Source organism: Deltaproteobacteria bacterium, assembly GCA_016874735.1.
Lineage (GTDB): Bacteria > Bdellovibrionota_B > Oligoflexia > Oligoflexales > CAIYRB01 > CAIYRB01.
This window is the reverse complement of sequence record VGTI01000043.1, coordinates 18,408-31,528: the sequence shown is the minus strand read 5'-3', so window position 1 is coordinate 31,528 and position 13,121 is coordinate 18,408. Positions and strand designations below refer to the sequence as shown.

General features: G+C 51.5%; 11 protein-coding genes. 6 read left to right on the top strand and 5 right to left on the bottom strand.

Features of this window, described 5'->3' with window-relative positions:
* Positions 1-546 precede the first annotated feature (546 nt).
* Positions 547-2,172 (top strand): hypothetical protein, encoded by a 1,626-nt coding sequence (locus FJ146_14910; GenBank protein ID MBM4253258.1) that lies wholly within the window; start codon positions 547-549, stop codon positions 2,170-2,172.
* A 187-nt stretch (positions 2,173-2,359) separates the two neighbouring features.
* A complete protein-coding gene (locus FJ146_14905) occupies positions 2,360-3,094 on the top strand; it encodes a class I SAM-dependent methyltransferase (protein ID MBM4253257.1) in 735 nt (244 codons plus the stop codon).
* 353 nt (positions 3,095-3,447) lie between these two features.
* Here FJ146_14905 and FJ146_14900 read toward each other — a convergent pair whose 3' ends face one another.
* From FJ146_14900 to FJ146_14880, 5 genes are all read right to left on the bottom strand, one after another.
* Positions 3,448-3,909, bottom strand: coding sequence for a hypothetical protein (locus FJ146_14900; GenBank protein ID MBM4253256.1), 462 nt, complete (start codon positions 3,907-3,909; stop codon positions 3,448-3,450).
* 10 nt (positions 3,910-3,919) lie between these two features.
* Positions 3,920-4,399: a hypothetical protein gene (locus FJ146_14895; GenBank protein MBM4253255.1), complete on the bottom strand. Its 480-nt coding sequence runs from the start codon at positions 4,397-4,399 to the stop codon at positions 3,920-3,922.
* A 331-nt stretch (positions 4,400-4,730) separates the two neighbouring features.
* A complete protein-coding gene (locus FJ146_14890) occupies positions 4,731-6,077 on the bottom strand; it encodes a hypothetical protein (protein MBM4253254.1) in 1,347 nt (448 codons plus the stop codon).
* Positions 6,078-6,130: 53 nt separating this feature from the next.
* The gene (locus tag FJ146_14885; GenBank protein MBM4253253.1) at positions 6,131-7,177 is read right to left on the bottom strand and encodes a hypothetical protein; all 1,047 of its coding nucleotides are present in this window, start codon (positions 7,175-7,177) and stop codon (positions 6,131-6,133) included.
* Between the two features lie 149 nt (positions 7,178-7,326).
* Positions 7,327-8,340, bottom strand: coding sequence for a class I SAM-dependent methyltransferase (locus tag FJ146_14880; GenBank protein ID MBM4253252.1), 1,014 nt, complete (start codon positions 8,338-8,340; stop codon positions 7,327-7,329).
* Between the two features lie 180 nt (positions 8,341-8,520).
* Here FJ146_14880 and FJ146_14875 point away from each other — a divergent pair, with 180 nt between their 5' ends.
* The 4 genes from FJ146_14875 to FJ146_14860 all read left to right on the top strand — a co-directional run bounded on the left by FJ146_14875 (position 8,521) and on the right by FJ146_14860 (position 12,977).
* Positions 8,521-9,291, top strand: coding sequence for a glycosyltransferase family 2 protein (locus tag FJ146_14875; protein ID MBM4253251.1), 771 nt, complete (start codon positions 8,521-8,523; stop codon positions 9,289-9,291).
* Positions 9,292-9,459: 168 nt separating this feature from the next.
* Complete coding sequence (locus FJ146_14870) at positions 9,460-10,896, top strand: UbiA family prenyltransferase (protein MBM4253250.1); 1,437 nt, start codon at positions 9,460-9,462, stop codon at positions 10,894-10,896.
* Between the two features lie 9 nt (positions 10,897-10,905).
* Entirely contained in the window at positions 10,906-12,237 is a 1,332-nt protein-coding gene (locus tag FJ146_14865) for an FAD-binding oxidoreductase (protein MBM4253249.1), read from the top strand.
* Positions 12,234-12,977 (top strand): SDR family oxidoreductase, encoded by a 744-nt coding sequence (locus tag FJ146_14860; GenBank protein MBM4253248.1) that lies wholly within the window; start codon positions 12,234-12,236, stop codon positions 12,975-12,977. The genes FJ146_14865 and FJ146_14860 overlap by 4 nt, the downstream gene beginning before the upstream one ends.
* Positions 12,978-13,121: the final 144 nt, after the last annotated feature.

Sequence of the window (13,121 nt, the reverse complement as noted above, 5' to 3'; positions counted from 1 at the left end):
AGGTTAACAGACAAAAGGACAGCCTAAGACTTGCGACCGTTTTTGATATTATTAATTTCGGCAATAGCCGTAGCCATACCCTCCTCATAGATGGCAGGCCACTTCGGATCAAGTAGGAAGCTCAGCTCCAAGGCTGGATTTCTATCGAAATGTCGGCCTTCACCACCAACCAAGCCCGAGACGCTAGCGCGTCCTACGGTATGGTTGGAGTACTGGCTGACGTTCTGATAGATTATTAACCGAACACCACTTTAACTGGGCGCAATAACGCCCGTTGCGATGTCCGCACGACTAATTGGAGGTTCTGTGAACTCCCAAGGACGCATGGCTACGTGGCGCCTCATTTTATCAGTAACCACGCTGGGTATTGCTATTATTACGCTGCACTTCCATGGACTTCTCACCGTGCCTTTGAACGATTTCATTTGGGGTATCTCGATCTCAGCCGACCCAGTCGGCGACCTCCACCTCGTCCATGACTTTCTCATGCAAGCGGAACGGGGCTGCATCAATCACGTTACGTCCCATAGCTACCCTTTCGGATCCATGGGTTTTATTGGCCCCAATCGCTATTTCGGACCTGGCTTCATTGTCTTCACGGCACTCGCAAAGCTAAGCGGGAAGTTGGTGGGCTCGTTTAACGTTGCAATTATGCTACTGATGCTAGTCAATATGATCGTGACGTATTTCGCGACGCGATCTCTCTTGCGGGATAATTTGACCGCTTTAATCCCAGCTATCTTAGTGACATTTAGTGCCTATTCATACGCTCATTCTTGGGCGCATATCGGCCTTATGCCAATATTCTATTTCCCATGTTTTTTGACGGCATTCTCGGCTCTGCAAGCCGGCAAGCAAGATCGTCGCCAAATACTAATAGCCGCGATATTAATGGCTGCAACTGCCTATGCGACACCTTATTACCTGTACATAAACATATGGCTAGCCGTCGCCATCTTTGCTGGCTATGTAATTGCTGCCCCCAAGACCATGCTCACCCGCAAATCCTTTTTAGCAAACATGAATTGCGCTATCATCGCTATTGCCCTGATCATGCCTTTTATCTACCTATCTTTCTTTCAAGATATGAGCGATGGATGGTATCAAGATCCCGCCCAAAATTACGGCGGGTCGCTTTATTTTCTCTACAATTACTCAGCTCGTCCCAGTGATTATTTCTTGCCAAATGTCCACAATCGATTTTTCGGCACATTTTTTAGACCTTTTATTGCCGATGCCAACAATGCACGCAATTACTGGTCGGACGAGCTGCCGATATCCATTGGCTTACTCCCGTCACTTTTTGTTTGTCTTTTGAGCGTTGCATTTATTGGGAGGTTGCCATTTTTGGATCGTAGATTCCGTGTGATTACGGATAAATATCTGGCACCAATCTGGAAAGCCAAAAAGCGTAACCCTGGTCTCGTTAATGGGTTAATATTGGCCATGATACTTTCGTTTCTAATAAGCCTGCCGCCGACTTTAACTTACTTTGGCCAACAAATACCCATGCCCAATGAGTTGCTCAGGCATATCGTTCCGTTTCGGTCCTATTCCCGATTTGCAATTCTTTTTCTAGTTGCACTTACCACGCTGATCGCCTTGGTGGTGCAGGAAACAAAACGCCCGAAAATTTATACATGTCTGCTGTTAGGGCTTGGTGTTTTTGAAGCCACGCCATCGACAATGCTCCACAAGGCATCTGAGTCGGCACGCTACATTCAGTATCTGCGGAATCGCTCTGAACAAGTAATAATGCGCTTTGAAAAGCAGAATATTGAAATAAAACGGGCCATTGATCTCGAAGTGGTCTTGAGTGGAAAAAAGACCATTAATGGTGACGTAAACATGAACTACGGCTACACCGATTGGCCACTTTTGCCGCAATTTCCAGCAATAAATTTCGGTCAACTCGGTCAGTTGGGCGCTGAATTGCTACTGGTAAATGGCAAATTGCAGGTCCCGGTTAAAGAACGTTCCTATTTAACTCTACTTGCCGAATTCCCTGAGGACGACATCCAAATCTGGAAGATAATTCCTGGCAGCGATGTACGCCTAGACGCCTTGTTTAAACCATTCAAAGAGCGAAACGCTGTAGACGCTTGTTATGTCGCATCTAAACCTGAGGTTGCGGCCGCACTTGCTGCTTTTGGTCGTATCGTCTCGTCGTAGACGCTAACCTATACTCGGCTTCGTACATATTAAGCTTTAAGCTATATGAGGTTTTTGTGGTACTAAACAGCAATCTAGATGTCAGTCGCAAAGGCCAAAATCAAGCACCCTGTAACATTCGATACAGTGTAATTAGCGACAGTCTCTTTAATTCACCAACTACCGAAAAAGAAGCGCGGATCATCAGATGAATCAGCTACCAAAACATGCCGACTCCAGGCCCAAGCACTTGACCATGGACGGCGACACAAAGATACACAGGCCTTACTATAAAAATTTAATCGATGAGATTCGCCAGGCCAAAAATCTTCTTAATTTAGGCTCAGGTGTAGCGTTCGCATTCGAAACCTATTGCCGCCAAATTAACCACAACTTGAATATTTTTTCAGCTGATCGCTTAGAGCTGACGGCCTCTCAGAATATCGTGTCGTGGTATCAGCAAGTAGATCTTGAGTCGAACTTCACAATCAAGGACGCACCTGAGTTTGACTTAGTATGCCTTTTTGAAGTCATAGAACATGTCGATAAAACCGATGCACTCATTAAAAATGCGATGAGATATTGTCGACCTGGGGGCTGCATAGCAATTTCCTTCCCCAACCTTTCTTCGTTACTTGCTCGACTCGAATTGCTTGCGGGCTTTCAGCCGCACATCTTAGAGGTAAGTAACGAATTGGCTAACTTCGGGATGGGACTAGTTGGACGTCTTAATAATCCAAGCAACCAACCCCTCCACCATATACGAGGCATCACAAGTCGAGCAGCGAACGAATTATTGCAACACCACGGCCTAAAAATTCGGCGTACACTCGGCTCAAGCTGGGGCATTTTAGAACCGTTTTGGCGTTATATCCCTAGCCTGGCACCGATCAATTTATTTGTCTGCGAGAATCCAGACGCTCGGGTCGGCACGCAGGAGTGACTGAGAGTCCTTGCTGACATATTGAGACCCTCGATCGGAGTGCGCGGTCAAGCCAGAAGCCGGCTGACGAGCTCCAATCTCCATTAGTCTGAGTCAAACCGTCCCGTAGAACCATATCAATGGCATTCTGTTTGAATTCCTTGTCGAATGTCCGTCTCTTCTTGTACATAATCACTCCGTTAAGCACTTGCTATACTATGCTTAACTCGGTGTCCACTAAACTGAGGAAGGCTATATCGGCCTCTTAGGTGTGCGTGGGCCGGCATCGTCGGGCGATGGTGCCGCCGTTTAAGGATGTTCTTGCCAGCCAGGGGTTGCCCCCTTCGGGAGGGCGCCCCCCGCTGACCCATGAACTATAAGCCCGCAGGACTCGCGATTTCTAATAGGGCCTTTTGCCCAGTGCTTATTCCGGCCGCATCACCCTTATTACAGATGAAGAAAGACGCCGCATGCCGCTCGTATGGGGACATTGACGAATTGTCACCCGCACGACTAATGCCTACGACGACTTGTTGCGCATCCAGAAAGACGACGTCCACCTCGAAACCAATCTGATTCCGGTAAAAGCGACGCCCGCCTGGAAAATACATGCCAGTACCAGGGGCAAATCTGACAATGGACTGAGCATTCGTGCGCCGACGGAGTGAGCCCCTCAACACCGTTAGTTGAAAGCTATCGGTACTGCCGTCAAATTTTAGGACGGCCGACGGCGCCGGGCCCAAGCTATAAATTACCTCATAGAGTCCCAGCACAGAGACTGCTACGCCCGCTGCTGAAGAAAGAAAAGATAATCCAGTCGACAGTGATTCAAGCACAGGCCACCTCTTATTTTTTGTTGTCAGGGATAGTAATCGGGCCTTCGACTTTGATGCCCCGTGCCGTAAGGATCGCATCTACCTGCCGCGCGATCTCGTCTTTCTGTTTTTGCGATAGCGATGCATCGCATGGAAACTTATCTAAGATAAATGCTGTGAATTTGCTTTGCGCCACCAGAGCCCCAAAACCGACCGCCAAGGCTTTTGATAGGACGACATCGGGAATCATGGCGCAAGTGAGCACGGCTGCACCCGAGACACTAGCGATGCCCTCGAAGATCTCTGCCGCTGAATCCATAGATTCACAGCTTGGGCCACGGAGACCGACTCCAGTGCAATTGATCGCCTCCAAATTAGTCGTGTTCGACACATACGCAATCTGAGGTGTTGGTTCGTGGTCGTCACTCTTAGGGGTGGTGGTGCTTTTTCTCGTGTTGCCACAGGCTGTTAGACATAGCATAGCGGCTAGGAACGCAAATTGGATACGCATAAGACATGTGCCTCAACTGGTTAAAATGTGCAAAGACTCCCGGAGCAAATATCGTGCCGTTCAAAGCGGGAACACCGTGGTCAAATAAAATGAGGGGGTTGAGGCAAATGGCCAACGACCACATGAGGGCAGGTGCCAGTTTGGTGGTATAAAAACGCGACACTCTTTTTGGCTTTGTAAATATCCTGGACGTTTTGAAAGCTAACTCGATAGCGAGTAAAAACAAGGAAAGCCTTGACCAGGATCAGTATTCACATCAGTGAAAAATCTGATTCTGCTCAATGCCCTTGCTGATTAGCTTTTGCTAATTTTGAATTTTGATCCAACGATCTTAAAAAACCGATGTCGTGATCGCCGTCTGTTCTACGCTGTATTGATTCGATGAAGTAGTGTCACCTACAGGGGCCGAGTAACCGTCGGCAGTGCTCCAGACTTCGGTTGTTTCTACCGACGTCCATCCGCTGCCGCAGGCAAGACCGGGTGGTGTGTCGTTAGTTGCACTCACCAGCGAAACCATATAATCCTTGGCGTTTGTTTTGGTGTCGAGGGCGTCGCAGTACACATGGTCGGTCATTGGTTGACCACCGGACTTGAGTATGGCCCCCAATTCTGGGGTGAGTGGTGACGGATTGGCGAGATTCCTAAGTATGAGTATGTTGCTGCTCCCAGTTTCGCCTGATGCTGGTTTTGCTGCAGTGTTGCACTCTCTTACGACCTTGTTGTAGCCAGACTCTGCGGGTGATGTGGCAGCTGTATCAGCTTTTAAGTGCCTCGATACATAGGTGTCACCGGTTCGGGCACGCATGGTCCGGACTGTGCGTGTCGAAACATTAAGACCCGTGACGTACCAGTACTCGGTATAACTCACGTAAAGTTTATCGTCCGATCTCTCGTTTGATTTGCCGTTGGCGTCAGTCTGGTCGTCTCCATTGTTGTTTGCAGCGTCGTAATAAGTACCAAGATCAACGGAACTAGATGAGGCTTTCATACTCCTGTTTGCTGCGCCAGTTGAGAGGTTGACTTTGGTAATTTGACACACAGCCTTAGCGGCAAGTCCTGTGGTATTTTCAACCATGCGCCAGCGCGAATAGATCAAGGCGTCACTGGCCATAGTGTAGCGATAAATATTGGCCCATTCGGTGACACCGAACTCGCGTACGGGCTTGTACACCCAGCTGACGGTTTTGGGGTTGGTGGCGACAGCGCTTGTGCTGTAGCTCCATGGTGCATATAAGTCGAATTTGCTTTGGACTAAACCGTCATCGGCCGTAGCTGTGTAGGTGCGTACGTTGTTGTCCTCATTGATGATCGTATAGACTTTGCCCGGCCTATTATTTGACGGGAATAGATTGCCGTTATTATCACTCTGGAGATTAGTCATCACGCCATACTGGTCCGCATCCTCTCCCGAAACTCTGAACCAGACTTCGGCAGTATAGGTATCGATCAAAGAGGAAACACCAGGACCCGAGTCATTGGGTGATGATTTCCACACGCGCAGACGCTTTAACGTCAACTCCTGATCGGCGACAGCAATGTCTTTGGTAGCATCGAGGATGAGGATGCCGTTGCCGCCGGCGTTTTTCACCTGCACTTTGCCACACGCGATGCTGGTGACGAGGGCAATTGACCAAGCGGAGGCTAGGGCCATTTTGCTGGAGGGTCTTGATAATTGCATGGAACTACTCCCTATAAAGTGCATCGAATTACGCGATTTTAATGAGTATAAGACTAAAGAACGAAACCAATCTGAAGCCCGATCACAGTCTGGGCGGGGTTGATGTCGATCTGTTTATTGCTGAAGTAGAGGGTCTGGCTTTGCTGTTTGCGTCCGGTTTCTAGCGAGTAGTTGAGACGGACGATAGCTTTAGTGAATCGGTAATGGAGATCGAAGCGCGAGAGCATACCGATACCGTAGGAGACATAGTAGTCGTCACCAAAAGGGCTCGCTGATGGCATGGTGATCAGGAGGCTATCAAGTTGCATGACTCCCGCAACATCCATCCCTAGGCCAAAGCCACCGGCGAGCGTGTAGTTGACCCCGATATGAACATCGGCGTTATGCTGCTCGTGTTTGACCTTGGCCGTGATCGACGTCAGTGCCGGTGCGGCGGTACTCTTCGTACCATTTGCGTAGCGGTAGCCCGCACCGAAACCGATGCCAAAGGCGTTTTTTACCAGCCGGTAGCGAGTTGCCTCGAGCGTGAATTCGTAGGAACCATTCACAATCTGGCCGAGGTCGCCCGTCAGTTTTGCTTTACCTAAACCAAGGTAAGCGGTTGTGCCTTCGAGGGCTTTCGGACCAGCAATCATCTCGGTAGGTTCTGCTGTCTCAGCGTCAGTGACTTCGGCCGCTTTCCTTGATTTTTTGCCCTTCTTTTTGCCCTTCTTAGTTTTGCGCTTTTCGCCTTCCAGGCCTTCTTGGGTCTCAGTTTTCTCAAGGCCCTCGGTCTTCTCTAGTCCATCAATTTTCTCCGTCCCCTCCGTTTTACCCCCGCCTTCGGTAGACTCAGGCGGGACGGTGGCGTCCAGGCTCTCGGCCTTGGGTGTCTCTTCGACAGTGGCAGCAAAGGGATCGGCAGTGTCAGATTCTGGGATTTTCTCTTTCTTTGGCTTCTTTTTTTTCTTGGCTGGTTTTTTCGGTTTCTCCGACTCTTCGATAGGGTCGGGAGTTCCGAAAAGATTAATGTTGGCTTCCGCGTCAGATTGCGCAAGTAGGGGACGTGGCGTTACCAGGAGGAAAGCGATCACAATGGAACTCAGGCTGATGTATCGCATGGGTCTCCTTTACGTGGTGCGAGCCCAAATATATTTAGGATTATGTTTGTGATTATGGGGGCGATGGGGAAAAGATGTGGATCTCATATATCCTACCACGTCTTAGGGTGGATCATGGTGAATGGATCACTGTGAGATGGGCGACGCGATCAGAGTGTCAGATAAAGGCCGATGAAATTACCGCGATTTGGATCTTTAGTTAAACTGTCGCCAAGAGCAGCAGCCCGACTTAGATCATCGTCGTTGACGACGCGGTCGCGACGCTGGATCCGCAAGGACTCGGCTGCGGTGGGTGCCGACGGGTCGTAAACGACTTTGACTTTAAATCCCAGAGCGGCGAGTAGGCTCGTCAGCCCCTGCTGCGAGGGGATCTGGAGATGGCGCGGCGCCTCGAGGCCACGCCAGTTCTCGCTAAAGTGGGCGCGGAGCCCACTCTGTGAATTAGGTAGCACGAGGAACAAGGTGCCGCAGGGTTTTAGCGCGGACTTGAGGATTTTGAGCATGGCGATGGGATCATGCACATGCTCGAGCACGTGGCAGCACATGATGCAGTCAAATTCTTGACCATATTTTGGGATATCCGCTGGCGATCCCTGGACGACGTTGAGACCGATGGCCTGCGCTTTGCCGACGGCGACAGGATCCATATCGATACCCATGGCGTCCCAGCCGAGTGATCGTGCAAATCGGACGATCACGCCTGATCCACAACCGACATCGAGGAATTTTCCCTTTGGTAAACTGCCGAGCAACTCAAAACCAAATGGTTTAGAGACACTGGCGCCAAGGAATTTAGTGACGAGTTTTTGCACCAGCTTTGAAGGCACCATGCGCGGCCTGACATCTAGCCCTAGAAGCTCGCTGTACACCTCGTTCTTAAGTCTATCCTTGATGCGTGCGGCTAATGACGAGGGTTGCTCGTGCGTGTAGTAGTTGGCATAGGCACGTCCGATGGATGATGCCGTGGGGCGAGGATCGAGATAGATGCATTGGCAGCGTCGGCATTCATAAAAGTCCCAGGCCCCAGGCGCAGCATAAAAACACCAGTCTCTCACCCCATGATGCGCTAGCGAACGCTCGGTCGATTGGCAAAAAGGACAGGTGTCCACCGGTTCGAGGTCGTCGGAATTCCAGACTTCATTTTCTAGGGGCAGTTGAGACATCGCAGCTTATTTGGGGCCTCATGAGACGGTGGCGGATGATGCGACCGGGTGAGGCTATCACTTCCCATCCTAAGCACAAAATATCTAATGGGATTTGACGAAAGCTTGGTACTCTACTATGAGCAGGTGGGGCTGCCGCCTGAGGCAGCGGCCTTGAACCCAACCTAGGACCTAAGTGCCATGAATGACAGCCGAAAGACCATCTCCCTGGTGATCCCCGTCTACAATGAGGCGCAGCACCTTGAGCGCTTTTTGAAGCTGATCGACGGAATTGAGCTGCCATGTGATAAGGAGCTGGTCTTCGTCGACGACTGTTCTAAAGACGGGTCAGCAGCCATTATCAAGGGGTTCCCTTTCAAGTCCAAGGTGCAGACGGTATTCAAGCCGGTCAATGAGGGCAAAGGGGCAGCGCTGCGCAGCGGGTTTGCCTTAGCCACGGGCGATATCGTCTGTGTGCAGGATGCCGACTTTGAGTACGACCCTCGCGATTTGCCGACGCTGATCTTGCCGCTTTTGAGCGACAGGGCTGACGTGGTATTTGGCTCTCGTTTTAAAAAGAATGCGCCGCAGGTTCATCGCACCTTTCACTATCTCATTAACCGCTTTCTGACGATCCTTAGTAACTTCTCGTCCGGCCTCTACCTGACGGATATGGAGACCTGTTACAAACTCTTCAAGGCGCGGATCATCAAGAATATCGTCCTTGAGAGCAACCGGTTCGGTTTCGAACCTGAGGTCACGGCTAAGGTCGCTTGCTTAAAGGTTAGGGTGGAGGAGTATCCTATCGCCTATTACCCCCGGAATTATATCGAGGGTAAAAAGATCACCTGGCGTGACGGCGTCGCTGCCCTGCGCCACATCCTTTACTTCAACTTTGTCGCCGATAAGCGGAAGTTTTTTACTCCTGAGATGCCCAAGGATTACATCCCGCAGGCGAATCAGTGGCTTTGAGCCCGGCGAAAAATTCATAAATCGTGAATCGTAAATCCTGGCACACTGCGTCCTGACGGGGATCGCTGCGCCGCGCGGTGATTGCGACCGTCAGCTTTGGTCACTCCGCCAGCCGTGATAGGATAGATGGATAGAAAAACGGGAAAAAGTTTGCTTGGGAGCTAATCTTTGGCGCCTTTAGTCACGCCACCCGGGACGGCCGCTGCCACCCTCGTCATTGACCTCGACGAGACTCTGGTCCGTACCGATCTCCTTTTCGAGCAAATTTTACGCCTTTGTAAATCAAATCCCCGTCTTGTCGTGCGTCTACCGCTCTGGGCCATTGGCGGGAAGGTCGAGCTCAAGCGTCAATTGGCTGAGCACGTCTCGCTTGATCCGGCGCGCCTACCCTACCGTAAGCATATCGTTCAGCTCATCAAACAGGCGCGAGAACATGGCCACCGCGTCGTGCTCGCCTCGGCCTCGCATGAGCGCGTGGTCACATTGGTGGCAGATCATTTGGGTGATTTCGATGACGTTATCGCCACAAATGCAGCCAATCTCAAGGGTGCGACTAAACTAAAGGCCATTGAAGAGCGGATTGCCGGCCGCCCCTTCGTCTATGCTGGTGATTCCAGTGCAGACCTGGTGATCTGGGAGCGCAGCGCCCAAGCCATTGCCATCAATCCGTCACCAAGCGTGGCGCGGCGACTGGCTAAGACCGGCGTCCCTCACGAGGTGGTGAGAGACCGCGTACCGCTGAAGAGGCCACTCTTTAAACAGCTGCGTATCCATCAGTGGCTCAAGAACGCGTTGCTGTTTCTGCCTTTTCTTGCGGCTCATCACTTCCGCGATCTCGATCGTTGGGGGCTCGCTGCTCTGGCCGCCGCGGCATTTTCATGTCTGGCCTCGGCCGTCTATGTAATGAACGATCTCCTTGATGTCGATTCCGACCGGGCCCATCACTCCAAAAGTAAACGCCCCTTTGCCTCGGGCGATTTGCCGCTGAAATTCGGTTTCCTGCTCATGCCAGCTCTGCTTGGCGCCGCCGGCCTTTTGGCCGCACCATTGGACGGACTTACGCAGGCTTATCTGACGCTGTACTTCGTCCTTAATGTCGCTTATTCGCTAAGATTAAAAGAGGTAGTCTTGGTCGACACCATGACACTGGCTGGGTTTTATACGCTGCGTATCCTGGCGGGAGGATCGGCTACGTCGGTACCGGTGTCGGATTGGCTCCTGGCGTTTTCGATTTTTTTCTTTTTTGGTTTGGCCCTCGTCAAAAGGTATACCGAGCTGACGCATGGCCGCGGCAAAGCCACCATCGCCGGTCGCGGCTACGTCTATAACGATAAGCAAACGGTGTTTGTGAACGGTATCGCAAGCTCTTATCTCGCCGTGCTGGTGACGGTACTTTACTTAAACGGCAGCAATCCCGAGCATCGCTATGCGGAACCTCAGTATCTCTGGTTACTCGCGCCCGTATTACTCTACTGGAGCTCCCGCATCTGGCTACTTGCCCAGCGCGGCGAGGTCCATGATGATCCTGTCATCTTTGCCATTAAAGATCCGGTGAGCTGGCTCTGTGGCCTCGTGATTTGCGGCATACTGGCCTTAGCTATATGAGGCCTAGCGATGACGCGTCTTGAAAGCTGGGGACGATTACCACGTAGTGTGGTCCCGCAAGCACGCTCGCTCTATTGGCAGAGTGACGTGCTCCATAGCATTAGTGGCAAGGGTAAGTCTGTACTCGCCTACGGACTAGGTCGTAGCTACGGTGATAGCTGTTTAAATGATCAAGGCGTGCTTTTACTCACACGCGGCTTAGATCGGTTTATTAGTTTTGATCCCGTTAACGGCATCATACGGTGCGAGGCTGGAGTGTCACTGGCGGAAGTGCTGGAGTTGGTGGTGCCGCGCGGGTGGTTCCTCCCGGTGACACCAGGTACAAAGTTTGTGACTGTAGGTGGCGCTGTTGCTAACGATGTGCACGGCAAAAATCATCACGTTGATGGCACCTTCGGTCATGCGGTGCGCAGGCTGGAACTCATGCGCTCCGACGGCAGTCGGCGTGAATGCTCGCCGACGCAAAATCAGGACGTCTACTTTGCTACGATTGGTGGTCTCGGACTAACGGGGGTAATCACCTGGGTAGAGTTTCAACTTAAAAAAATCAGCTCGCCCCTGATTGATCAAGAGGTGATCAAGTTTGGTGGGCTAGACGAATTCTTCGCCCTGTCACGAGAGTCTGAACACCAATTTATGTACACGGTATCTTGGATCGATTGTCTCGCTAGCAAAAGAAATTTGGGGCGCGGCCTGTTTATCCGCGGCAATCACGCGACTGATGGTATCGATGCCGCTAGAGCTAAATCCGTGGCCTCTATCAACGCAAAATGGCACCTGCCCATGGATTTACCCAACGTCGCCATGCATCCACTCACAGTAAAGGCCTTCAATCTCGCCTATTATCACAAGCAGCTTCGGACCCATCACGCCACAAGAGTGTTTTATGACCCCTTCTTTTATCCCCTGGATGCCGTGCACGATTGGAACCGCATTTATGGCAAGCGCGGCTTCTACCAGTATCAATGCGTCGTCCCATTTAGCAGTGGCACCGCGGCGATGCGCGAGATTTTGGACACGATCTCCCGCGCCCGACTTGGTTCGTTTTTGGCTGTGCTTAAAACCTTTGGCGCTAAACCCTCCCTTGGGATGATGTCGTTCCCCCGCCACGGCGTGACGTTGGCGCTAGATTTTGCCAACACCGGTGACGATGTTTTGCGGTTATTTGAGAGGCTAGATGCGATTACCTGTGCTGCAAATGGCAGTGTGTATATAGCGAAAGATGCGCGGATGAGCCCAGCAGCATTTAGGCAGTACTATCCGCGGTGGCAGGAGTTTCGGCATTTTGTCGATCCCAGATTCTCGTCCAGTTTTTGGCAGCGCATTATGGAGTCCGCATGAAGCGAGTCTTGATTTTAGGTGCCACCTCATCGATGGCCGGCGCAGTGGCGCGGCTCTATGCGCATCAGGGAGCAGCACTCTATCTCGTCGGTCGCGACGTTGCGAAATTGGCAGCGACCGAGAGTGACGTTAAGGTGCGTGGAGCTTGTAGAGTCGTCGCCGTAGCCGCTGATTTAGTGGATACGAAAGGTCACGAAGTAATCATCAGTGACGCAGCGGCAGCGCTCGGTGGCCTAGATATAGCGCTGATAGCCCATGGGGAGCTCGGGGCGCAGGCCACGCTGCAGGCCTCGGTGCCGAAGACGCTAGCTATCATCGCCAGTAACTTTCTCAGTCACGTGTCTCTGCTCACGGTCCTGGGCAATCACTTTGAGGAGCAAAAGTCCGGGACCATTGCTGTTATCACCTCTGTTGCCGGCGACCGCGGACGTAAATCAAATTATGTGTACGGTGCGGCCAAGGGGGGTCTGAGCGTCTTTCTCAGCGGCCTACGCAATCGTCTAGCGGTAGCAGGGGTCAGTGTCATCGATATCCGTCCTGGCTTTGTCGACACCCCCATGACAGCTAGTTACAAAAAGGGTTTACTCTGGGCTAAGCCCGATCAAGTGGCCAAAGTGATTGTGGCTGCGATCGCTTCGGGACGTGACGTCGTCTACGTCCCCTGGTTCTGGCGCTGGATCATGCTGGTGATCCGGAGCATCCCCGAGTGGAAGTTTAAGAGGATGAATTGGCCGAGTTAGGATGATCGGTCGGTATTAGTCAGAAAAGTATACCCCTTAAAAATATAAAAAGTCCGACTTTTAGGCACCAAAAAGTCTGAAATGCTGTATTATATCTTAGGAGTGATCAAGGCTGTCGAGCAGCCGGGACTTCGGACTCGCCTT